The sequence below is a fragment of the Streptomyces sp. NBC_01433 genome (assembly GCF_026340105.1).
Classification (GTDB): domain Bacteria; phylum Actinomycetota; class Actinomycetes; order Streptomycetales; family Streptomycetaceae; genus Streptomyces.
The window spans coordinates 4,629,698-4,652,924 of the sequence record NZ_JAPEPM010000001.1; the positions used below are offsets into that span (position 1 = coordinate 4,629,698).

Here is a 23,227-nt window from a genome sequence, read left to right on the forward strand (position 1 = left end):
CCGGGAGCGGGGAAGCCGGGGCGGCGGCGGGGGTATCCGAAGCGTCCGGGGCGTCCGGGGCGTCCGGGGCGTCCGGGCCGGGGGGATCGTGCGGGTCGGCCGGGGCGTCCGCGTCGGCCGGGGGAGTAGCTGAAGTCACAGAGGGTCATGCTCGGCCCTTTGGATGTTCTGCGCAAACCGGTTTACCAGCGGGCGGGCGGCGGCTCCGTCAGCCGGTCGGCCAGCCGGGAGAGCCGGTCCCGGAACGTCCGCCGACCACGCGGCGCCGCCCGGCCGTTCTCCCCGGCGGCCGCGCTCACCAGGTGCTGCACGGTGTCGAGGTCGACATCGTCACCGCCGCGGACCACGAGCGCCTCATGGGCCAGGCCCCGCACCTCCGGGTCCCCGCCGTCCAGCGTGAGCACCCTCGCCCCGGCCCGCCGCGCGTCGTGTACCCGCTCCAGCAGCCCGCCGTCCGGCCGCTCCGGCGCCACCATCAGCAGGGTCTCGCCCTGCCCGGCCGCCTCGATCCGGCCGAGGCCGACCGCCAGATGCGCGGGATCGCCCGGCTCCACCCGGTGGCGTACGAGCGTGGGGCGCAGCTCCGGCAGCCCCGACCAGGCGGACTCGTCGACCAGATGCGCCGCCAGATGCCACGGCTCGTACACCTCGGTCCCCACCAGCAGCAGTCCGCCGCCCTGCGGCCCGACGGACGAGCGCAGCGCCCCCGCGAACCGCCGGGTCGCCGCGGGCCACTCGGTCCCGGCGAGTACGTCACGGAGCAGGGCGACACGTACGGCATCCATGGCCCGGCATCATGCCCCAAGACCGGTCGCCCCGCTGTCGGTTGGCGCCGCCCCACCCGAAAGGGGCAGACGCGGAACGAGGGGGCCGTACGTCCGTCGGCGCGGGATTCCCCGTACTACCTGGCAGTAGGGTCGCCCTCATGACTACCCATGACAGCGGCAGCGCTCCCAAGCCCCCCGCCAAGGACCCCTGGGACCTGCCCGACGTATCCGCACTCACCGTCGGCGTGCTCGGCGGGACCGGTCCGCAGGGCCGCGGCCTCGCCTACCGCCTCGCCCGCGCCGGGCAGCGGGTGACCATCGGCTCACGCGACGCCGGACGGGCCGCCGCGGCCGCCGCCGAGCTGGGATTCGGCGTCGAGGGCGCGGACAACGCCGACTGCGCGCGGCGCAGCGACATCGTGATCGTCGCGGTTCCGTGGGACGGCCACGCCAAGACGCTGGAATCGCTGCGCGAGGAGCTCACGGGCAAGCTCGTGATCGACTGCGTCAATCCGCTCGGCTTCGACAAGAAGGGCGCCTACGCCCTGAAGCCGGAGGAGGGCAGCGCCGCCGAGCAGGCCGCGGCCCTGCTGCCGGACTCCCGGGTGACGGCGGCCTTCCACCACCTCTCGGCCGTCCTGCTCCAGGACGAGGCGATCGAGGAGATCGACACCGATGTGCTGGTGCTCGGCGAGGCGCGCGCCGACACCGACATCGTGCAGGCGCTCGCGGGCCGCATCCCCGGGATGCGCGGCATCTTCGCGGGCCGGCTGCGCAACGCCCACCAGGTCGAGTCGCTGGTGGCGAACCTGATCTCGGTCAACCGCCGCTACAAGGCACACGCGGGACTGCGCGCCACCGACGTCTGAGCCGGACCGCGCCGAGAGCGGAACGGGGCATGAGGGACACTGGACGGGACCGCGCATCATCCCGGACACAGGAGCCACTCCCCATGCCCCGCCTCGCCATCTACGCCCTCGTCGTCTGCGTTCTCGCCGTCGTCGCAGCCGTGGTCTCCTTCGCCCAGGGCAGCCTGCTCGGGATCCTCTGGGTACTGGTGGCCGGGCTCTCGTCGAACATGACCTGGTTCTACGTGCGCAGGCACCGGATGCGGGCGGCGGACGCCGCCTGAGAGCCGGGCCCGGCCCGGCCCCTAGCCCGCGACCGCGCAGCGCGGGTCCTGCTCGTCCCAGAACTCCTGCCAGAAGCGGTACGTGTCGAGCCCGCAGCGCGTCGAGAATTCGCTGACGCCCAGGCTCCGCAGCAGCGCGTCGATCGCGTCGAAGAACGCGATGTTCACCTCGGGGATCCACAGGATGCCGAACACGGCGATCAGCCCGAACGGCGCGATCGGCTCGACCTGGCGGCGGATCCGGTACGAGAGCCAGGGCTCGATCACGCCGTAGCCGTCCAGCCCCGGAATCGGTACCGAGTTCAGGATCGCCGCGGTGACCTGGAGCATCGCGAGGAACGCCAGCGCGTACTGGAAGGCGGGCGGGACACCGTCCAGTGCGTCCAGCCAGAACGGCGCCGTGCAGACGACCGCGAACAGCACGTTCGTCAGGGGGCCCGCCGCGGAGATCAGACTGTGCTTCCAACGGCCGCTGATACGGCCCCGCTCGATGTAGACCGCGCCACCGGGCAGCCCGATCCCACCCATGATCACGAAGAGCACCGGCAGCACGATGCTCAGCAGGGCATGGGTGTACTTGAGCGGGTTCAGGGTCAGGTACCCCTTGTCCGCGACCGAGAGGTCCCCGCTGTGCAGCGCGGTGCGGGCGTGCGCGTACTCGTGCAGACAGAGCGAGACGATCCAGGCCCCGGTGACGAAGAGGAAGACCGCGAAACCGGTCTGCTCGGCGAAGTCCGTCCACACCGCCCAGCCCGAGACCGCGGTGACGGCGACGATCCCGAGGAAGACCGGGCTGATCCTCCGGTCGCTGCGCTTGGCTGCGGTGGTCATCGGCACACAACTCCTGGTGACTGGGCGGGGCCTTCGACAGTACGGGCGGTACGGACAGTACGGGCGGCACGACGGGAACGTCGTGAGCCGGGGCGGTAGTTCCGCACACGCGGCCCGGGCGGCGTGCTCTTCGCGGGGTCCGTCGCGGACAATGGGCCCGTGCGCTACTGCATCCTCGGCACCACCCGGGCACTCCGCGACGACGGCACGGCCGTCGCCCTCGGCGGGGCGCGGCTGCGCGCCCTGCTCACCGTTCTCGCGCTGCGCCCCGGCCGTACGGTCCCGGCCGGGGTGCTCGTCGACGAGGTGTGGGACGGTGATCCGCCCGCCGACGCGGCGGGTGCCCTCCAGGCGCTCGTGGGCCGGCTGCGGCGCGCGCTCGGCCGGGCGGCCGTCGCGTCGGCGGACGGCGGCTACCGGCTCACCGCCGAGCCGGACGCCGTGGACCTGCACCGTTTCGAGCGGCTCGCGGGGGAGGGGACCCGGGCCCTGGAGCGGGGGGACGCCGCCGGGGCCGCCGCGCTGCTGGAGGAGGCCCTCGGCCTGTGGCGCGGACCGGCCCTCGCCGATCTGCCGGACCGGGCCGCCGCCGCGTCCCGCTGGGAGGCCCGCAGGCTCGATGCCCGGCGGACCGGGTTCGCCGCGGCCCTCGCCCTGGGCCGGGCGGACGAGGCCCTGCCCGAACTGGCCGCGCTCTGCGACGCCCACCCGCTCGACGAACCGCTCCAGGCCCTGCGGATCAGGGCCCTGCGTGACGCGGGCCGCACGGCGCAGGCGCTGGCGGCGTACGAGGGGACGCGCTCCATACTCGCGGACCGGCTCGGCGCCGACCCGGGGCCCGGACTGCGCGCCCTGTACGACGAACTGCTGCACCAGACAGCGGCAGCCGCACCACCGGCGAACGCTGCGAACCGGACGAATCCGTCGAACTCGGCCCACCCGTCCCACCCGGTTCACCCTGCCCATACGGCTCCACGGAAGCACTCCGCACCCGCGCCCCCGTCACCCCCGGCCGGGAATCTGCGGGCCAGGCTCACCAGCTTCGTCGGCCGGGAGACGGACATCGCCGCCCTGCGCGAGGACCTCACCCGCAGCCGCCTGATCACGCTGCTCGGCCCCGGCGGCGCGGGCAAGACCCGGCTCTCCCAGGAGGCGGCGGAGACGGTCGCCGCCGCGTGGCCGGACGGTGTCTGGATGGCGGAACTGGCACCCGTCGACGACCCGGACGCCGTACCCGAGGCCGTACTGACCGCGCTCGGTGCCCGCGAGACCGTGCTGCGCGGTGCCGGTGCGGAGGAGTTGCGGGCCGCCGAGCGCGGTGCCGGTGACCCGCTCGTACGCCTCACCGAGCACTGCTCCCGGCGGCGCATGCTGCTGCTCCTGGACAACTGCGAACACGTCATCGAGGCCGCCGCCGCGCTCACCGACCACCTCCTCTCCCACTGCCCGCAGCTCACCGTCCTGGCGACCAGCCGCGAACCCCTCGGCGTACCGGGCGAATTCGTCCGTCCCGTCGACCCGCTGCCGGACCCGATGGCGCTGCGGCTGCTCGCCGACCGGGGGAACGCCGCCAGTCCCGGCTTCCGGATCGACGCGGACGAGGAGACCGCGGCGGCCGCCGCGGAGATCTGTCACCGGCTCGACGGGCTGCCGCTCGCCATCGAACTGGCCGCGGCCCGGCTGCGGATGCTCAGCCCGCGCCAGATCGCCGACCGGCTGGACGACCGCTTCCGGCTGCTGACCAACGGCAGCCGCACCGTGCTGCCCCGCCAGCAGACCCTGCGCGCCGTGGTCGACTGGTCGTGGGACCTGCTGGACCGTGCCGAGCGCGCCGTGCTGCGCCGGCTGTCGGTGTTCGCGGGCGGCTGTGCGCTCGCCGCGGCCGAGGAGGTCTGCGCCCTGCCCGCCGGAGCGGACCCCGCGGGGGAAGGCGGGGCCCTCGACCTGGTCGACTCCCGGGACGTCGCCGCGCTCCTGGGTTCCCTTGTCGACAAGTCCCTCGTCGTCGCCGCTCCGGGCGGTGACGGTGAGATGCGCTACCGGCTCCTGGAGACCGTCGGCGAGTACGCCTCCGAGCGCCTTGACGAGGCGGCCGAGCGGGGCGCCGTCGAGGGCCGCCACCTGGTGTACTTCCGGGAGCTCGCCCGGACCACCGCCCCGGAACTCCGCGGTGGCGGACAGCGGGCCGCCATCGAACGTCTCCAGCGCGAGTACGAGAATCTGCGCGTCGCGCTGCGCCGTGCGGTGGCCGCACGGGACGAGCACGAGGCGCTCTGCCTCGTGCTCTCGCTGGCCTGGTACTGGCTGATGCGCGATCTGCGCACCGAGGGCCGACACTGGGCCGACGCGGTCGCCGCCCTGGGCCCCGACCCGTTCGCCCCGCCGGGCACCTCGGCCCCCTCGCTCCGGCGGCAGGCCATCGACTCGCCGCCGCCGATGGAGCCCGAGCTGCTCCAGGAGGCGCGGCGGGGGGTCGCCCTCGTCCAACTGGCCAGCATGGACCACGCGATGGACCTGTGGATGAAGGGGGACAACCTGGAGCGGCTGCGGGTGATCACGCAGACCTACCGGCCGGGCCAGCCGCAGACCTGCCGTGACCCGGGCAATCTCTGGATGTACGCCGTCATGCTGACCGGCGAGGCCGGTCAGCTGCACGAGGTGTTGGACGAGACCGTCCGGGCCTGCCGGGAGTTCGGCTACGAATGGGAGCTGGCCGCCGCACTCCAGAACCGTGCCAACTTCCTGGCCAACCATGCCGAATCGGCCGACCGGGCGCGGGCGGACGCCGAGGAGAGCCTGGAGATCTTCGTCCGGCTCGGCGATGCGTGGGGCGCCGCCGAGGCGCTCTCCTCCCGGGGCGAGGCCCATGAGCAGGCCGGGCACTTCGCCGCTGCCGCCGAGGACTTCCTGGCCGCTGTCGGCTACGCGGGACAACTGGGCGCCCAGGCCCAGGTCGGGCTGTTGCGGGCCCGGTACGCGGCCATCCTCACGGAGACCGGCCGGGGCGAGGAGGCGGAGGCCATCCTGCGCGAAGTCATCGACGGGGGACGGTATTCGGGGAGCGAAGCGACCCCGGCCGCCCGGATGCATCTGGGCCTGTGGCTGGGCCAGGACGGCCGTATCGACGAGGCCAGGGAGCAACTGGCCCTGCTGAGCGATGAGTTCGATTCGGAGACGGTGGCGATCTTCGGCGGGTTCGTGCTCGGGGTGCTGGCCTGGCTGGACAACCTCGAAGGAGACCACACCACGGCGTTGCGGCGGGCCCTGCTGGCCCTGGAGCGGGCGCAGGACCGGTTGTCGCAGATGGTGGCGCCGCAGATGACCGCCGTCCATCTGATCGCCGTGGCCTGGGCGCTCGGCGGGATCGGTGGCGAGCGGGGCGGCAGGGACGCGGCGCGGGTGCTCGGCCTGCGGGCGGCGAGGCTGCCCGAGGGGCATGTGCCGAGGACGACGGAGCGGCGGAATCTGGCCCGCGCCGAGGAGATCACCCGCGCCGTGCTCGGTGACGCCGCCTACGCGCGGGCGTACGCCGAGGGCGGCGGCCTCACGCTGGAGGAGGTCACCGCCCTGGCGGGCAGGTACGTGTAGCGGCTGCCCGGTGGCGTCCCGCCCCGTGCGCGCGGCTGCCCGGTGGCGTCCCGCCCGGCGGCGCGGCTGCCGGGCGGGCGCGGGCCCGGGTTGACGCCGGGGATGCCGCGGGATCAGGTCTTCTTGCGGAACTTGGACACCGCGACGGGTGCAACCACCAGCGTGATCACCGCCGCCCAGCCCAGCGTCACCCACACCGAGTGGGCGACGGGCCCGCCCATCATCAGACCGCGCGCGGCGTCCGCCAGGTTGGACAGCGGGTTGTACTCGGTGAAGGTCTGGAGCCAGCCGGGCATCGTCTGTGTCGGGGCGAAGATCGAGGAGCCGAACTGGAGGGGCATCAGCACGAGCATCCCCGTTCCCTGAACCGCCTGGGTCGTCTTCATGGACAGTCCGAGCAGGATGAAGATCCACATGATGGCGGCGCCGAACACCGCCGACAGGGCGATCGCCTCGATCAGCCCGAGCACCGAGGACTTGAGCTCCATGCCGAGCGCGAAGCCCATGGCCAGCAGGATGAACGTGGCGACCATCATCCGGCCGAGCTCGACCACGATCTTCGCTATGAGGACCGAGGAGCGGGCGATCGGCATCGTCCGGAACCGGTCCATGACGCCCTTGCGGAAGTCGTCGTTGACACCGGAGCCGACCGCGGAGGCGATGTTCATGCCCATCATCGCCATCAGGCCGGGGATCAGGTAGTTCAGGTAGTCCTGCCGGTCGCCGCCCAGGCTGCCGCCGACCGAGCCGCCGAAGACGTACACGAAGAGCAGCGTGAAGATGATGGGCATCAGGACCGCGTCGAACATCGACTCGGGGTCCTTCTTGATCTGGAGCAGATTGCGCCGCACCAGGGCCCCGATGTGCCGCAGGTTGGCCCGCAGGCCGATTCGGCCCTCGCCGGGAAGCGCCTTCGGCTGTACGGACCCGGTGGGCGTGGGCGTCAGAGTCGCCGTGCTCATGCCGCGACCTCCTCGGGGATCGTGTCGGTCACGGACGGGGACTTCTCACCGGTGATGGCGAGGAACACCTCGTCCAGGCTGGGCAGTGCGGTGGCCACATGGGCGAGGGAGAAACCCCGGGTGCCCAGCAGCCCTATGACGGCGGTGAGTTGCTCGTCGCTGAGGATCGGCACGAGCAGCAGCCCCTCGTCCGGTACGGCCTGCGCGCCCGCGATCCCGTCGAGTCCGGCCTCCCTGAGCGCCTGGGCCATCGCGGCCAGCTGCGCCGGGTCCGAGGGCCGGATCTGGAGGGTGCGGCCGCCGACCTTCGCCTTGAGCTCGTCCACCCCGCCGCTCGCGATGATCTTCCCCTGGTCGATGACCGTCAGCTCGTCGGCGAGCTGCTCGGCCTCCTCCATGTACTGGGTGGTGAGCAGCACGGTCGCCCCCTCCTCGACCATCCGCTGCACCTCGTCCCAGACCTCGTTACGGGTACGGGGGTCGAGCCCCGTCGTCGGCTCGTCCAGATACAGGACGGCCGGGCTGCCGATCATGGAGGCGGCCAGGTCGAGCCGGCGCCGCATGCCGCCGGAGTAGTCCATCGCCGGGCGCCGGGCGGCGGCGGTGAGCGAGAACCGCTCCAGGAGTTCGTCGGCGCGGGACCGGGCCCGCTTGCGGGACAGGTCGAGCAGGCGCCCGACCATGTAGAGGTTCTCCCAGCCGGAGAGCTTCTCGTCGACCGAGGCGTACTGGCCGGTCAGGCCGATGGTCCGGCGCAGTTGCCGGGGCTGCTTCACCACGTCGTAGCCCGCGACGACGGCGTGTCCCGCGTCGGGGAGGATCAGGGTGGACAGGCAGCGTACGAGCGTGGTCTTGCCCGCGCCGTTGGGGCCGAGCACACCGAGCACGGTGCCCTGGCTCACATCGAGGTCCACGCCGTCCAGCGCTTTGGTCGAGCCGTAGTGCTTGACCAGCCCCCGTACCTCGACGGCGTTCGCGCCGCGCCTGGGGTTCTTGTCGGTTCGTGTCATGTCCTCATGGGACCAACCGCCACCGACAGCCCGCCGACATTCCCCCGACAGGCGGGCGACAGCCCGCCGATGGGGGATGTCGGCGGGCTGTCGGTGATGCGGGAAATGGTCCGCGGTGGGTCAGTGGAACGTGTGCTCGGGAGCCGGGAACGAGCCGCCCACGACCTCGTCGGCGAACTCCTTCGCCGCGTCGCCGAGTACCTGGCGCAGGTTGGCGTACTGCTTGGTGAAGCGCGGCACCTTGCCGCCGGTCAGGCCGACCATGTCGGTGTAGACCAGCACCTGGGCGTCGGTGTCGGGTCCGGCGCCGATGCCGACGGTCGGGATGTGCAGGGTGCGGGTGGCCTCGGCGGCCAGTTCGGCCGGTACGAGCTCCAGGACGACGGCGAACGCGCCCGCGTCCTGCACCGCCTTCGCGTCGCGCAGCAGTTGCTGGGCGGCCTCCTCGCCGCGGCCCTGCACCCGGTAGCCCATCGCGTTGACGGACTGCGGGGTCAGGCCGATGTGGGCCATGACCGGGATGCCCGCCTCGACCAGCAGCCGGATCTGCTCGTGGGAGCGTTCGCCGCCCTCCAGCTTCACCGCGCCGACCCCGGATCCTTTGACCAGCCGGGTGGCGTTGCGCAGGGCCTGGACGGGGCCCTCCTGGTACGACCCGAAGGGGAGGTCGGCGACGATGAGGGCGCGCGTGGTGCCCCGGACGACGGCGGCGGACAGCATGGCGATCTCGTCCATCGTGACGGGCACGGTGGTCTCGTAGCCGAGGTGACAGTTGCCCATGGAGTCCCCGACGAGCATGACCGGGATACCGGCCTCGTCGAAGACGGACGCGGTCATCGCGTCGTAGGCGGTGAGCATGGGCCACTTCTCGCCGCGCTCGGTGGCGGCGGCGATGTCGTGGACGGTGATGCGGCGGGTGCCCTTGCCTCCGTACAGCGCCTTGCTGCTGTCGGTGGTGGGACCGGCGGGGGATGGGGCTGATTGATTCTGCGCAGCCTGAAGCGACATGGCCAACGGCTCCTTCGTCATCTCGAGGCGCCCTGACGGCGTCCCCGGATCCCCTCCATGGTGGCATCCCCGCGCGGCCACCGGGAAGTGGGCCCGCACGAGTCATCGAGGAGGGTAAAGACTTATTAATACGAGACGGTCCCGTATCGTAAGTGGGTTAGGGTCGGGCCCATGTCCATACCGTCCGGCGCTCCCGTCGCCGTGCCCCGTGTCCCGGAAGCGATCCACCGCCGCCGCTGGGCGATCCTCACCGTTCTCATGTTCAGCCTGCTCATCGTGGTGCTGGACAACTCGATCCTCAACGTCGCGGTCAAGACGATCGCCAGCCCCGCCCCGACCGGCATCGGCGCCACCCAGAGCGAGCTGGAGTGGGCGATCAACTCCTACACGCTCGTCTTCGCGGGGCTGCTCTTCACCGCGGGCCTGCTCGGCGACCGTATCGGCCGCAAGAAGGTCCTCCTCTTCGGCATCCTGGTCTTCGGCATCGGCTCCGCCCTGGCCGCGCTCTCCTCCTCGCCGGGCGAACTCATCACCTGGCGCGCGCTGATGGGCTTCGGCGCGGCGTTCGTGATGCCCGCCACCCTCGCCGTCCTGATGAACGTCTTCGAGCGTGACGAGCAGCCCAAGGCCATCGGCATCTGGGCGGGCAGCGTCGGCCTCGGCATCGCCATCGGACCCATCACCGGCGGGCTGCTCCTGGAGCACTTCTGGTGGGGCTCGATCTTCCTGGTCAACGTTCCCGTGGTGATCGTCGCACTGGTCGCGATGGCAATCCTGGTACCGGACTCCCGGGACCCGAAGCCCGGCAAGGTCGACCCGCTGGGTGTCGTGCTCTCCATCGTCGGCCTCGTCCTGCTCGTGTACGGCATCATCCGCGGCGGCGAGCTCGCCGACTTCACCGACACCACCGTGCTCGTCTCGACCATCGGCGGCCTCGTCGTGCTCGCCGGGTTCGTCTGGCACGAGAAGCGCAGCAGCCACCCGGCCATCGACATCTCGTACTTCAAGAAGCCCGCCTTCTCCGCCGCCGTGGCCGCCATCGCCCTGGTCTTCTTCGCGCTGATGGGCGTGACCTTCTTCTCCGCCTTCTATCTGCAGAGCGTGCGCGGCTACAGCGCGCTGGAGTCCGGGCTGCTGATCGTGCCGCTGGCCGCCGCCCAGATGATCTTCGCGCCGCGCGCCCGGCTGGTCGTCGACCGGTTCGGCGCCCGCGCCGTGTGCACCGTGGGCATGCTGCTGGTCGCGGGCGGGCTCGCGGCGTTCGGCCTGTTCGACGCCGGTACGCCGGTCTGGGTGATGTGCCTGGTCTTCTTCGTCCAGGGCACCGGTATGGCGCACATCATGCCGCCGGTCACCGTCGCCGTGATGCAGGCGCTGCCCCGGGAGAAGGCGGGCTCCGGCTCGGCCATCAACAACACCTTCCGCCAGGTCGGCGGAGCGCTCGGCGTCGCCGTGCTCGGCTCGGTGCTGTCCACCGTCTACCGGGGCGACATCGAGGGACACCTGTCCGGGGTCCCGGCCGGGGCCAGGGACGTCGCGGGGGAGTCGATCGAGGCCACCCTGGGGGTCGCCGCCAAGCTGGGCCCGGCGGGCAAGCCGCTGGTCGCGGCGGCGAACGACGCGTTCATCGGCGCCATGCACGTCACCGCCCTCAGCTCGGCGGCCGTCGCCCTGATCGGCGCCGTGGTCGTCGGCCTGTTCCTCCCGGGACGGCTCCCGGTCCACGTGGACGGGGCGACGGCCCGCGGCGGCGCGGGCGACGAGCCCGTACTGGAAGGAAAGGCCGCCGGCCGGTAGTCCCGTCACCCCCGGCCGGGGGTCCCCCGACGGGGTGGCCCCCGGCCGAACGTCGTCCGGCACGCTCCGGGTCGGCGAGAATCGTGGCGACGGCAGCACGGCAGCACGGCAGCACGGCAGCAAAGCAGCACGGCCGGACGGCGCGGCGAGAGGCGGATGCAGGTGCGGGAACAGGATCACGCGGACGACGCGCGGCTCCGTGACGACGCGGGTCGGGCGCGGCAGCGTGACGACGCGGACGGCCCGGACCCCGCGCCGGAGCCGGACTCCTCGCCGGAGCCGGAGCCGGAGCCCCGGCGCGGCCGCCCCCGCAGCGCCGCGGCCGAACGGGCCATCCTGGACGCCGTCATCGGACTCCTGGAGGCCGGGGAGCCCCTGGCCGGCCTGTCCATCGAGCGCATCGCCCGCACCGCGGGTGTCGGCAAGGCCACCATCTACCGGCGCTGGAGCGGCAAGGAGGAGCTCTTCGTCGACGTCCTGCGCGACATGGAGCCCGCCGACCCCGCCGTCTCCGGCACCGCGGGACTCGCCGATCTGCGGCTGCTCCTGGAGTCGTTGCGCACCCGCGGCCTCGCGCAGCGCTCCTCCGTCCTCCTGCACAACGTCTTCGCGCAGATGAAGAGCCACCCCAAGCTGTGGTCCGAGTACCAGTGCACGGTGATCGCGCCGCGCCGGGTCGCGATGCTGGCGGCGGTGCGGCGGGCGGTGGACGCGGGCGAGCTCCGGGACGACATCGACGTGGAACTGATCGACGACCTTTTCGTCGGCCCCATGCTCGTACGCACCGTCCACCGCCCCGACGCGGCGCTGCCCGAGGACCTCGCGGACAGCGTCATCCGGGTGCTGCTCCAGGGCCTGGCCCCCGAAGCCGCAGGTCACGGATGACGCGCCGAGGGCCGGTGCGAGTGTGAGTGTTCTGTCACAAGCCCGCACGGCCGGGCCCATACCGGAACCTGCGGTCCCGCTCCGTTCGTCCTGACCTCCGTACGGCCGCCGTCGGCGGCGGGAAAGACGCCGCACATCGCCTAGGGTCAAGAGCGCGGCAATGGGCACGGCAATGCAGTGAGGACAGCGCGATGGTGCAGGCGTACGGAACGGACACCGGTAACGACAGCGCGGAACCACGGCGCACCGGGTCCCGCTTCCGGGATCTGCGTGAGCGTTGGTCGGCGGATCGCGGGATGTGGCGGCGCGGGATCGTGCTGGCGGTCTGCTCGGTCCTCATTACCCTGCTGATGATCTTCCACGCGCAGATGCCGAACGCCGTCGGCAACCTCGGCAGTCTCATCGAGACCTTCCTGCCCTGGATCGCGCTCTTCGTCCCGGTCCTGCTGGTCCTGGGCGTGGTGCGACGCTCGGCGACCGCGCTGATCGCCCTGCTCCTGCCAGTCGTGGTGTGGCTCAACCTGTTCGGCGGCCTGCTCACCGACAAGGCGGGCACCGGCGGCGATCTCACGGTCGCCACCCACAACGTCAACGCGGACAACCCCGACCCCGCGGGCACCGCGCAGCAGGTCGCGGGTTCCGGGGCGGACGTCGTGGCCCTCCAGGAGCTGCCGGGCGGGCAGGTGGCGACGTACGAGAAGTCGCTCGCCGACCGCTATCCGTACCACTCGGTGCAGGGCACCGTCGGGCTGTGGAGCAAGTACCCGCTGAGCGACACCCGCCCCGTCGACATCAAGATGGGCTGGACCCGCGCGATGCGCTCCACCGTCACCGCGCCGAGCGGCAAGGTCGCGGTGTACGTGGCCCACCTGCCGTCCGTGCGCGTGAAGCTGCACGCCGGATTCACCGCCAACCAGCGCGACGACAGCGCCGACGCCCTCGGCGAGGCGATCGCCGACGAGCCGCTCGACCGGGTGGTGCTGCTCGGCGACCTCAACGGCACGATGAACGACCGCTCACTGAACGCCGTCACCGCGCAGATGCGCTCCACCCAGGGCGCCGCGGGCAACGGCTTCGGGTTCAGCTGGCCCGCCTCGTTCCCGATGGCGCGGATCGACCAGATCATGGTGAAGGGCGTCGAGCCACTGTCCTCGTGGACGCTCTCGGCAACCGACAGCGACCATCTCCCGATCGCCGCCCGCGTCGAACTCTGACGCAACGGTCCGTTCACCTCGCGGCATAAAACGTCTGCGAGAATTTGTTCCGGATACTTACATAAGGTCCGAGGGCTGCTCCGCCAGGGATGACGGGACGGCCCCGGTCCCCAAGTTCTCGCCCGCAACGCCGCCGGTGAGACCGTCGGCGAAGCCCGAGCCGTTGCCCGGCACCGTGTGTGCCCGGGGCAACGGCTCCCTGCTCGCGGCCCCGTACCGCAGTGCACTCCGCCCCCCGTACCGCGGTGAACTCCGCCCCCGTACCGCTGTGAAAGGTTCCTCCCCCATGCCCGTGGCCCTGCTCGCCCTGGCCGTGAGCGCCTTCGGCATAGGCACGACCGAGTTCGTCATGATGGGCCTCCTGCCCAATGTGGCCGACGACCTGGGAACGTCCGTGCCCACCGCCGGTTACCTCGTATCGGCGTACGCGATCGGCGTCGTCCTGGGCGCCCCGCTGCTCACCGGCCTCGGCTCCCGGATCCCGCGCAAGCGGATGCTCCTGCTCCTGATGGCCCTGTTCACCGTCGGCAACCTGGCCTCGGCGCTGGCCCCGGACTTCGGCTGGCTGCTCGCCGGACGGTTCCTCGCCGGGCTGCCGCACGGCGCGTTCTTCGGCGTCGGCGCGGTCGTCGCCGCCCGGCTGGTCTCCGAAGGGCGTCAGGCGCGGGCCGTCGCGACGATGTTCCTCGGCCTCACCGTCGCCAACATCGTCGGCGTCCCCGCCGCCACCCTGCTCGGCCAGCACCTCGGCTGGCGGGCGACCTTCCTGGTCGTCGCGGTGATCGGACTGTGCGCGATGGCCGCGCTGGCCCGGCTCGTCCCGCACATCCCGGTCGAGGCGCACCAGAACGTCCGCCACGAACTGCGCGCCCTCGGAAACCGCCAGGTGCTCCTCGGGCTGCTCACCGCGGTCTTCGGCTTCGCGGGAGTCTTCGCCGTCTACTCCTACCTCTCGGCCATGACGACGAAGGCGATGGGCTTCGGCGAGTCCTCGGTCACCCTGGTGCTCGCCCTCTTCGGCATCGGCATGACCCTGGGCGCGTTGGCGGCCGGACCGCTGACGGACCGGGCGCTGCGCCCCACGCTCTACGGATCGCTGGGCGCGCTCGCCGTGGTCCTGGCCGTCTTCCCCTTCGTCGTCCATGTGCGGTGGGCGGCGCTGGTGCTGGTGGTGCTGCTGGGCGGGGTCGGGTTCATGACGACCACTCCGCTCCAGATGCTGGTGATGAACAAGGCCAAGGACGCCCCGACCCTCGCCTCCGCCTCCAACCACTCCGCCTTCAACCTCGCCAACGCGGGTGGCGCGTGGCTCGGCGGTGTGGCCATCGCGGCGGGCTGGGGCTGGACGTCCCCCGCCCTGGTCGGCGCGGTCCTGGCAGTGATCGGGCTGGCGGTGGCGGTCACGGCGGGCGTGCTGGACCGCGACCGTACGGCGGGGGCCTCCCGGATCGTGGCGGGCGCGGACCCGCGCTCCCGGCGCGACGCGGAGCCCGGGGCGCGCGTCGCGAGCCCGTCCGGCGACTGAGAAGGGGGCGACCGCCGTCCGGGCCCGGCCCGGACGGCGGTCGCCCCGTCCGTCAGCCCCGGACGGCGGTCGCCGCGTCCGTCAGTCCCGCCTCACCGCGTCTCGCGCCACCGGTTGGTGATCGGCAGCCGCCGGTCCTTGCCGAAGCCCTTGGGGGAGATCTTCGTGCCCGGCGGGTACTGCCGCCGCTTGTACTCCGCGGTGTCCACCATCCGCAGCGTCTTCGCCACCAGCTCCGGATCGAACCCGGCCGCCACGATCGCGTCCAGACCCTGGTCCCGGTCGACGTACAGCTCCAGGATCCGGTCCAGTACGTCGTAGTCGGGCAGTGAGTCCGAGTCGACCTGGCCCGGCCGCAGCTCGGCACTGGGCGGCTTGGTGATCGACGCCTCCGGGATCGGCGGGGTCTGCCCGCGCTCCTCGGCGGCCCGGTTGCGCCACTTCGCGAGCCGGAAGACGGACGACTTGTACACGTCCTTGATCGGCCCGTACGCGCCCACGGCGTCGCCGTACAGCGTCGAGTACCCCACCGCCAGCTCGGACTTGTTGCCCGGCGCGAGCACGATCTGGCCCTCCTGGTTGGAGAGCGCCATCAGCATCGTGCCGCGCAGCCGTGCCTGGAGGTTCTCCTCGGCCAGGCCGGTCAGCTCCAGCGACGCCATGTACGCGTCGAACATCGGCTCGATCGGTACGGTGCGGAAGTTCAGCCCGGTACGGCGGGCCAGCTCGGCCGCGTCGCCCTTGGAGTGGTCCGAGGAGTACTTCGACGGCATCGAGACGCCGTACACGTTCGGCGCGCCCAGCGCGTCGCAGGCGATGGCCGCGACCAGCGCCGAGTCGATCCCGCCGGAGAGCCCGATCAGCACACTGCTGAACCCGTTCTTCGCGGCGTACGCGCGCAGCCCCACGACCAGCGCCGAGTAGATCTCCTCGTCGGCGTCGAGCCGCTCGGCATACCCGCCGGCCAGCTCCGGCTCGTACGGTGCGAGGGGCTCCTCGGAGAGCACGACATGGTCGATTCGCAGCCCGTCGTCCACGACCCCGGACGGCGCCTCGGCCGCCGCGGCCGGCAGATCCAGATCGAGGATCACGCTGCCCTCGGCGAACTGCGGTGCGCGGGCGATCACTTCGCCCTGCTTGTCGACGACGATCGAGTCACCGTCGAAGACCAGCTCGTCCTGTCCGCCGATCATCGCCAGATAGGCGGTGGTGCAGCCGGCCTCCTGGGCCCGCTTGCGGACCAGGTCGAGGCGGGTGTCGTCCTTGTCCCGCTCGTACGGCGAGGCGTTGATCGACAGCAGCAGCCCGGCCCCGGCGGACCGGGCTGCCGGGACGCGGCCGCCGTCCTGCCAGAGGTCCTCGCAGATCGCGAGGGCCACATCGACGCCGTGGACCCGTACGACGGGCATCGAGTCGCCCCGTACGAAGTACCGGAACTCGTCGAAGACGCCGTAGTTGGGCAGGTGGTGCTTGGCGAAGTTCAGCGCGATCCCCCCGCGGTGCAGCACCGCGGCGGCGTTGCGCGGGGAACCGGAGGGCTGGCCGAAGCGCGGCGCGGCCGACTCCGACCGGTCGAGGTAACCGACGACGACCGGCAGCTCGCCGAAGCCCTCCGCGTCGAGGCGGGCGGCGAGCGCGCGCAGCGCGTCCCGGGACGCCTCGACGAAGGACGACCGCAGGGCCAGGTCCTCGACGGGGTATCCGGTCAGCACCATCTCGGGGAACGCCACCAGGTGGGCGCCCTGCTCGGCGGCGTGCCGGGTCCAGTGGACGATCGCCTCGGCGTTGCCGGCGAGGTCCCCGACGGTCGAGTCGATCTGATTCAGTGCGAGGCGTAGTTGAGGCACGCGGCCCAGTGTAATCGTCTTTCTGACGCGATGTCCTGGCGGGCCCGCGAAGAATCGTCGGGGCCCGCCGGGAACGTCGCTCAGCGGCGGTAGCCGAGGACCGTCATCATGCCCGCCTCCGCGTGGTAGACGTTGTGGCAGTGCAGCATCCACAGGCCAGGGTTGTCCGCGTCGAAGTCCACGGTCAGCGAGCGGTGCGGCAGGATGATCGCGGTGTCCTTGCGGGCCCCGGCCGCGTTGCCGCCCATCGCGAAGGTGTGGCCGTGCAGATGCAGCGGGTGCCACATCGCCGTCGCGTTGTCGAACACCAGCCGGACCCGTTCCCCGGCCTCGACCGGACGCCGCTGACCGGCGCTGTACGGCTTCCCGTCGAAGGCCCAGTCGTACGCGGCCATGCCGCCGGTGAGCCGGTACTTGAGGGTCCGGTCGGGTGCGCGGGCGGGCAGGGCCACGGACTCGTCCGGCACCAGCCGGCCCGCCTCCACCGGCTTCCCGTCCAGTTCCCGGGGCCGTACGGAGGCGGCGGGCGCGGCGCCCGTGCCGGTCCGCAGCAACGCCAGCGCCGACGCCTTCTTGCCCTCGGCGAGCGCGGTCAGCGGGAACACCCCGTCCCCGGCGGTGACCAGCACGTCGTAGCGCTCGCCCATCCCGAGCAGCAGCACGTCGCCGGTGGTGTGCCGGACCGGGAAACCGTCGGTGTGCGTCACGGTCATCCGGTGTCCGCCGAGCGCGACGCGGAACGCGGTGTCGCCGCCCGCGTTGATGATCCGCAGCCGGATCCGGTCGCCGGGCCGGGCGGTGAAGGACGACGGGTCCTGCGCGGTGCGCCCGTTGATCAGATAGTGCGGGTAGGCGACATCGCCCGCGTCGCCGCCGAGCAGCGTGCTGGTGGCGCCCATCATCGTCCGCGAGGGCCCGCCGCCCTTGCCGCCGGGCGGCGTGGAGGACATGTCCTGCCCGCCGCCGTGATCCATACCGCCGTGGCCCGCGCCGCTGTCACCGCCGCCGTCGCCGGTGTCGTGGCCGCTCATGCCCTTGCGCAGCTCGGCGAGGACCGCGTCGGGGGTGGAGCCGTCCACCCCGTCGACCCAGTCGTCGAGGACGAGCACCCATTCCTTGTCGTACGCGAGCGGCTCCTTCGGGTCCTCCACGATCAGCGGCGCGTACAGCCCGCGGTCCTGCTGGACGCCCGAATGCGGGTGGAACCAGTACGTCCCCGGGTGCGGCACCGCGAACCGATAGGTGAATTTCGCACCCGGCGCGATGTCCCGCTGGGTGAGTCCGGGGACCCCGTCCATGTCGTTGCGCAGGGCCAGACCGTGCCAGTGCAGCGAGGTCGGCTGCGGCAGATGGTTGGCGAGGGTGAGAGCGAGCGTGTCGCCCGCGGTGACCCGGACCTCGCGGCCGGGCAGCCGGTCCCCGTACGCCCATGAGCTGACGGTGCGTCCGCCGCCCAGGTCGAGGCGGGCCGTGGTGGCGGTGAGCGAGACCTTCCGTACGGGGCCGGAGCCCCGCTCGGCCTCGGCCGCCGCGACCTCCTTGCCGTCGGGCGAGACGTAGAGGTCACCGGCGTTCGCGCCGGAGGACGTACCGGTCGACGCGTCGCCGGCACAGGCGGCCAGGGCACCGCCGGCGGCGACGGCGAGGGTGGCGCCGAGCACGGCGCGTCGGGTGGGCTGCGTGGACATGACTGAGTGCACCTCGGGATGAAGTCGTGTGCTGGGGGAGAAGGGCGGAGATGAACGCCCACTCCTAAATACGCAGCACCGACAACCGGGCGAGCACGGCCTTGCGGGGCGGGGGGTTCGGCCACAGGGCCCGCAACGGCCGCGCACCGGCCGCCACGCCGAGCGGGAGGTCCGCGGACCGCACCCCGAGCAGCCAGGAGCCGAGCAGGGCCAGGCCCCAGGCGCCGAGCACGGCGAGACAGACCGACAGCGGATCCATGCCGCTCATCGGCGCACCGCCGGGGGAGCGCACTTCGAGAGCGGGACCGCCGGGGGCGGCGTCGGCACGAGACGCGTCGTCCGGGGCGGCGTCGGTGGGCGGGTGCACCACCGCATCCGCACGCGCCGGGACATCCGCACGCGCCGGGACATCGGCAGGCACCAGGGCATTGGCACGCACCGGGGCATCCGCGGGCACCAGGGCATCCGCACGCGCCGGGACATCCGCGGGCACCGCGTGCGGTCCATGTGCCGCCGACGGCCCGGACGGGGCGCCGTGCTCGGCGGGATGCCCGATCGTGTGCATGGTCACGATCCCGAAGAGCAGCGCGGCGAACAGCATCAGCTGCCCGTACGTCGCATGCCTCTTCCCCTGACCGGCCATGCCTCGCACCCTACCCCTACCGGGTATACGGGCAAGCGGAGGCCCCGGTCTGCCCTTCACCCGAAGGGGGGACCGGGCCACCGCACGCTCCGGGGACAGCGGCTCAGCCGCGCGAGTAGACCTTCGCCGCCCAGCTCGCGATCTGCTCGTCGGAGAGATGCTGCGCCAGGTCGGCCTCGCTGATCATGCCGATCAGCATCTTGTTCTCGACCACCGGGAGCCGGCGGATCCGATGGTCCTGCATCTCCTCAAGCACCGCGTCCACACCCGCGCCCGCGTCGATCCAGCGCGGCGTGCCCTGGGCGAGGTCGCCCGCGGTCACCTTCGACGGATCGTGGCCCTTCGCCACACAGCCGACCACGATGTCCCGGTCCGTGAGGATGCCGACCATCCGGTCCTGCTCGCCGTTGGCGGAGATGGGCAGCGCGCCCACGTTGTGCTCGCGCATCAGCTGCGCGGCACGGTCCAGCGTCTCGTGGGCCGGGATCCACCGGGCCCCGGCGTGCATGATGTCTTTGGCGGTCGTCATGGGGTTCCTCCTGCGTGCCGATGGGCACTGCCGTACGGCCCCGAGCGAACCCATCGTCATGGGCCCGCCCGGAGCGCGCGACCGCTATCACCCGTTCGGGTGCGTACGGGGAGTGCCGCGGCGCCTCAGGGCGCGGCTTCTCAGGGGCGCGGCTTCGCCCCCCGCGCGGCCAGCATGTCGGCCATCAGGTCCAGCTCGGACCGCTGGGCCTCGACCATGCCCCGCGCGAGCCGCCGCTCCGCCGGTACGGCGCACAGCTCGGCGCACCCCTCGGCCATGGCGACGCCGCCCTTGTGGTGGTCGGTCATCAGCTGGAGGAAGAAGACCTCCGCCCGCCGTCCGTCGAGCGTGTTCAGCCGCTCCAGCTCGGCCTTGGTTGCCATGCCGGGCATGAGAGCCCCGCCCCCGGGCATCCCCGCCATGTCGTGGCCCGTGTGCCCGCCGCCGTCCGAGGACATCCACCCCATGGGGCGCTGCCCTTCCGGGGCCACCTTCGGCAGCTCCCACAGGTCCAGCCAGCCGAGCAGCATGCCGCGCTGGTTGGCCTGCGTCTGGGCGATGTCGTAGGCGAGCCGGCGCACGTCCTCGTCCTTCGTGCGGTCGCGCACGATGAAGGACATCTCCACGGCCTGCTGGTGGTGGACGGCCATGTCCCGTGCGAAGCCCGCGTCGGCGGACTCGGCCGACGGCACGGTGATCCGCTCGGCCCCCGTCCGGTCCGGCCCGTCGCCGCGTGCGGAGGCGACCGTCGCCGCCCCCGCGAAGAGCAGCGCGAGCACCACGGCGGAGCCCGCAACCCACTGCGTACGCCGCGTACGCCGTTCGCCGCCGCCGCCGTCGCCGGGCTCCGGGGTCACTGGGGCGCCGCCAGCCCGCCGGTGCAGGGCGCGCCCGGCTCCGGCGTTTGCGGACCCTGGACGTATTTCGCGAAGAACTGCCCCACCCGCCGGTCCTCCGCGCTGTCCACGGTGACCTGCTTGCCCCAGGCGCTGAGCATGATCGCCCCGGCCTGGCCCTCGTACGGGCTCATCAGCGAGTACGGAGTGGAGGCGACCCGCCCGGCGAGCTTCTTCACATCCGCGTCGGACGCCTTGTCGTTGTACGTCACCCAGACCGAGCCGTGCTCCAGGGAGTGCACGGCGTTCACGTCGCGGAGGGCCTTTTCGTATACGTCGCCGTCGCAGTTCATCCACGCCTGGTTGTGGTCGCCGCCCACCGGAGGCTTCATGGGGTAGTCCACCGCACCGGCCACATGGTTACGGGTCAGCTTCTTGGCGTCCCAGGTCTTCTCGTCCTTGACCGGCTCGGCCGCCGGCGCCTTGTCGTCCTTCTCGGTCTGCTTGGCGTCCTGCGCCAGGCCGTCCTCCTTCTTCTCCTTCGCCTCGGACTTCTCCAGCAGCATGTAGGAGCCGAAACCCACCAGACCGGCCACGACGACGGCACTCAGGACTATCGCGACGGTCCGGGTACGGCCGTCGCTCGCGCGGTCGTCGTTGCTCGTCTGCTCCATGAGGGGCCTGCGGTCGAAGCTCATGTCGTCTAGTCCTTCTGCGAAGGGGCTGGAAGAGAGGGAAGCGGTCCGAGGACCGGTGCGTACGGGCCGGCCGCGAGGCCGCCGCGACCCGCGCACACCATGGGCGCCGATCGTAGTGGGTGGCCAAGTGCTCCCTCTCACACCGTGTGCGTAATCTGGGTGAAATCCCGGGTCGTGATACTGGAGTTCCTCCCCTACCCCGGGCGGTGGTGCACAGACCGTCTGAACTGCAAGGATGTGGCTATGGACAAGCAGCAGGAATTCGTCCTCAGGACCCTTGAGGAGCGCGACATCCGCTTCGTGCGGCTGTGGTTCACCGACGTCCTCGGGTTCCTGAAGTCCGTTGCCGTGGCGCCCGCCGAGCTGGAGCAGGCGTTCGACGAAGGCATCGGCTTCGACGGCTCGGCCATCGAAGGTTTCGCCCGGGTGTACGAGTCGGACATGATCGCCAAGCCGGACCCCGGTACGTTCCAGATCCTGCCGTGGCGCGCGGAGGCCCCGGGCACGGCCCGGATGTTCTGCGACATCCTGATGCCCGACGGTTCGCCGTCCTTCGCGGACCCGCGCTACGTGCTCAAGCGCATCCTCGCCAAGACCTCCGACCTGGGCTTCACCTTCTACACCCACCCGGAGATCGAGTTCTTCCTGCTGAAGGACAAGCCGGTCAACGGCACCCGCCCGACCCCGGCCGACAGCTCCGGCTACTTCGACCACACCCCGCAGAACGTCGGCATGGACTTCCGCCGCCAGGCGATCACCATGCTCGAATCCATGGGCATCTCGGTCGAGTTCAGCCACCACGAGGGCGCCCCCGGCCAGCAGGAGATCGACCTGCGGTACGCGGACGCGCTCTCCACCGCCGACAACATCATGACCTTCCGCCTCGTCATGAAGCAGGTCGCGCTGGAGCAGGGCGTGCAGGCCACCTTCATGCCGAAGCCGTTCTCGGAGTACCCGGGCTCGGGCATGCACACCCACCTCTCCCTCTTCGAGGGCGACCGCAACGCGTTCTACGAGTCGGGCGCCGAGTACCAGCTCTCCAAGGTCGGTCGCTCCTTCATCGCGGGCCTGCTCAAGCACGCCGCGGAGATCTCCGCCGTGACGAACCAGTGGGTCAACTCCTACAAGCGCATCTGGGGCGGCTCGGCCCGCAGCGCGGGCGCGGGCGGCGAGGCCCCCTCATACATCTGCTGGGGCCACAACAACCGCTCCGCCCTGATCCGGGTCCCGATGTACAAGCCCGGCAAGACCGGCTCGGCCCGCGTCGAGGTCCGCTCCATCGACTCCGGCGCCAACCCCTACCTGACGTACGCGGTGCTCCTCGCCGCGGGCCTCAAGGGCATCGAGGAGGGCTACGAACTCCCGGCGGGCGCCGACGACGACGTGTGGGCGCTGTCCGACGCGGAGCGCCGCGCGATGGGCATCGAGCCGCTCCCGCAGAACCTCGGCGAGGCGATCTCGCTGATGGAGAAGAGCGAACTGGTCGCCGAGACCCTGGGCGAGCACGTCTTCGACTTCTTCCTGCGCAACAAGAAGCAGGAGTGGGAGGAGTACCGCAGCGAGGTCACGGCCTTCGAGCTGAAGAACCTGCTGCCGGTGCTGTGACCCCGCCTCGCGCGATCGGCTCCGGGCCGACGGTTTGTTTCGTACCGTCGGCCCGGAGCCGTTTTCGCGCGCCGGGCCGCACTCGCGACGACCGGTGGGGTGCCTGCGGCGCGCAAATGAGTCTCGGCTGTCAGTTTGTCTGGAGGTCGAGTTCGCAGTCCAGGGTCTGACTGTACGAGAGCTGTTCTTGCTTGTAGTCGAACCGGCAGTACCGACTCGTCCCCTTCGGAGAAGAATTTATCTTCATCCGGGCCACGAAAAATATCTCGCTCTCTTCGTTGGCCTTTACCACGACCGGCTCGGTCGCATAGTTTTTCAGTTTTTTGAATTCAGGAGCGTCCTCGGCTCCTTCGAGAGCCATGAGCGGGAGGCCTTCGGTATCCTCCAGATTATAGGCCCCGTATTCGAGGATTTTCACCCCTTCGGCAGGTTTGACCACGGAGACATCGGTTATTTCGATGTCCCGGTCACTGGTGTTCAGAGGAATGGGGAGGGCGAACCACCAGACCTGCCCAACTTTCGCGTTTTCGTTTCCGACCGTACCGCTCGACTGATTGCCAGATTCTTCGAGAGCGCTCCCCGGGCTGACTCGATCCTTGCTCTGGGGGACACTCTGCGGCATGCATGCCGAAAGAGAAATGACCACAGCCAAGAGAAGTGTA

20 protein-coding genes are annotated in these 23,227 nt (G+C 71.5%); 8 read left to right on the top strand and 12 right to left on the bottom strand.

What is annotated here, in order from left to right:
* Nucleotides 1-182: 182 nt before the first annotated feature.
* Nucleotides 183-785 (bottom strand): hypothetical protein, encoded by a 603-nt coding sequence (locus OG413_RS20910; protein WP_266807675.1) that lies wholly within the window; start codon nt 783-785, stop codon nt 183-185.
* Nucleotides 786-925: 140 nt separating this feature from the next.
* Here OG413_RS20910 and npdG point away from each other — a divergent pair, with 140 nt between their 5' ends.
* Nucleotides 926-1,636, top strand: a complete 711-nt coding sequence (npdG, locus tag OG413_RS20915; RefSeq protein WP_073724997.1) for an NADPH-dependent F420 reductase — start codon at nt 926-928, stop codon at nt 1,634-1,636.
* An 83-nt stretch (nt 1,637-1,719) separates the two neighbouring features.
* Entirely contained in the window at nt 1,720-1,899 is a 180-nt protein-coding gene (locus tag OG413_RS20920; RefSeq protein ID WP_266807677.1) for a hypothetical protein, read from the top strand.
* 21 nt (nt 1,900-1,920) lie between these two features.
* Here OG413_RS20920 and OG413_RS20925 read toward each other — a convergent pair whose 3' ends face one another.
* Complete coding sequence (locus OG413_RS20925; RefSeq protein WP_266807679.1) at nt 1,921-2,730, bottom strand: site-2 protease family protein; 810 nt, start codon at nt 2,728-2,730, stop codon at nt 1,921-1,923.
* A gap of 159 nt (nt 2,731-2,889) precedes the next feature.
* Here OG413_RS20925 and OG413_RS20930 point away from each other — a divergent pair, with 159 nt between their 5' ends.
* Nucleotides 2,890-6,318, top strand: coding sequence for a BTAD domain-containing putative transcriptional regulator (locus tag OG413_RS20930; RefSeq protein ID WP_266807681.1), 3,429 nt, complete (start codon nt 2,890-2,892; stop codon nt 6,316-6,318).
* A 113-nt stretch (nt 6,319-6,431) separates the two neighbouring features.
* On the opposite strand, the gene OG413_RS20935 is transcribed toward OG413_RS20930, so the two are convergent.
* The 3 genes from OG413_RS20935 to panB all read right to left on the bottom strand — a co-directional run bounded on the left by OG413_RS20935 (nt 6,432) and on the right by panB (nt 9,298).
* The gene (locus OG413_RS20935; protein ID WP_266807682.1) at nt 6,432-7,280 is read right to left on the bottom strand and encodes an ABC transporter permease; all 849 of its coding nucleotides are present in this window, start codon (nt 7,278-7,280) and stop codon (nt 6,432-6,434) included.
* Nucleotides 7,277-8,290 (bottom strand): ATP-binding cassette domain-containing protein, encoded by a 1,014-nt coding sequence (locus tag OG413_RS20940; RefSeq protein ID WP_266807684.1) that lies wholly within the window; start codon nt 8,288-8,290, stop codon nt 7,277-7,279. Before OG413_RS20940 ends, OG413_RS20935 begins: the two co-directional genes overlap by 4 nt.
* A 120-nt stretch (nt 8,291-8,410) precedes the next feature.
* Entirely contained in the window at nt 8,411-9,298 is an 888-nt protein-coding gene (gene panB / locus OG413_RS20945) for a 3-methyl-2-oxobutanoate hydroxymethyltransferase (protein ID WP_266807686.1), read from the bottom strand.
* Nucleotides 9,299-9,469: 171 nt separating this feature from the next.
* Here panB and OG413_RS20950 point away from each other — a divergent pair, with 171 nt between their 5' ends.
* The 4 genes from OG413_RS20950 (at nt 9,470) to OG413_RS20965 (ending at nt 14,719) form a co-directional block, all read left to right on the top strand.
* Nucleotides 9,470-11,095 carry a DHA2 family efflux MFS transporter permease subunit gene (locus OG413_RS20950; protein WP_266807688.1) on the top strand — a complete coding sequence of 542 codons (1,626 nt, stop codon included), beginning with the start codon at nt 9,470-9,472 and terminating at the stop codon, nt 11,093-11,095.
* 162 nt (nt 11,096-11,257) lie between these two features.
* Complete coding sequence (locus OG413_RS20955; protein WP_266807690.1) at nt 11,258-11,980, top strand: TetR/AcrR family transcriptional regulator C-terminal ligand-binding domain-containing protein; 723 nt, start codon at nt 11,258-11,260, stop codon at nt 11,978-11,980.
* A 191-nt stretch (nt 11,981-12,171) separates the two neighbouring features.
* Complete coding sequence (locus OG413_RS20960; protein ID WP_266807691.1) at nt 12,172-13,194, top strand: endonuclease/exonuclease/phosphatase family protein; 1,023 nt, start codon at nt 12,172-12,174, stop codon at nt 13,192-13,194.
* 286 nt (nt 13,195-13,480) lie between these two features.
* Nucleotides 13,481-14,719: an MFS transporter gene (locus tag OG413_RS20965; protein ID WP_266807692.1), complete on the top strand. Its 1,239-nt coding sequence runs from the start codon at nt 13,481-13,483 to the stop codon at nt 14,717-14,719.
* Nucleotides 14,720-14,811: 92 nt separating this feature from the next.
* Here OG413_RS20965 and OG413_RS20970 read toward each other — a convergent pair whose 3' ends face one another.
* The 6 genes from OG413_RS20970 to OG413_RS20995 all read right to left on the bottom strand — a co-directional run bounded on the left by OG413_RS20970 (nt 14,812) and on the right by OG413_RS20995 (nt 20,960).
* Nucleotides 14,812-16,566, bottom strand: a complete 1,755-nt coding sequence (locus tag OG413_RS20970) for an NAD+ synthase (protein WP_266807693.1) — start codon at nt 16,564-16,566, stop codon at nt 14,812-14,814.
* A gap of 80 nt (nt 16,567-16,646) precedes the next feature.
* Nucleotides 16,647-18,254, bottom strand: coding sequence for a multicopper oxidase family protein (locus OG413_RS20975; protein WP_266807694.1), 1,608 nt, complete (start codon nt 18,252-18,254; stop codon nt 16,647-16,649).
* 64 nt (nt 18,255-18,318) lie between these two features.
* Nucleotides 18,319-18,897, bottom strand: coding sequence for a hypothetical protein (locus OG413_RS20980; RefSeq protein WP_266807696.1), 579 nt, complete (start codon nt 18,895-18,897; stop codon nt 18,319-18,321).
* A 103-nt stretch (nt 18,898-19,000) separates the two neighbouring features.
* Nucleotides 19,001-19,426: a CBS domain-containing protein gene (locus tag OG413_RS20985; RefSeq protein WP_266807698.1), complete on the bottom strand. Its 426-nt coding sequence runs from the start codon at nt 19,424-19,426 to the stop codon at nt 19,001-19,003.
* Between the two features lie 140 nt (nt 19,427-19,566).
* On the bottom strand, nt 19,567-20,283 hold the full coding sequence (locus OG413_RS20990) for a DUF305 domain-containing protein (RefSeq protein WP_266807700.1): 717 nt from the start codon (nt 20,281-20,283) through the stop codon (nt 19,567-19,569).
* Complete coding sequence (locus OG413_RS20995) at nt 20,280-20,960, bottom strand: DUF3105 domain-containing protein (protein ID WP_266807702.1); 681 nt, start codon at nt 20,958-20,960, stop codon at nt 20,280-20,282. Before OG413_RS20995 ends, OG413_RS20990 begins: the two co-directional genes overlap by 4 nt.
* 243 nt (nt 20,961-21,203) lie before the next feature.
* On the opposite strand from OG413_RS20995, the gene glnA reads away from it, so the two are divergent.
* On the top strand, nt 21,204-22,565 hold the full coding sequence (gene glnA / locus OG413_RS21000; protein WP_073725027.1) for a type I glutamate--ammonia ligase: 1,362 nt from the start codon (nt 21,204-21,206) through the stop codon (nt 22,563-22,565).
* 130 nt (nt 22,566-22,695) lie between these two features.
* Here glnA and OG413_RS21005 read toward each other — a convergent pair whose 3' ends face one another.
* Entirely contained in the window at nt 22,696-23,217 is a 522-nt protein-coding gene (locus OG413_RS21005; protein ID WP_266807704.1) for a hypothetical protein, read from the bottom strand.
* Nucleotides 23,218-23,227 lie beyond the last annotated feature (10 nt).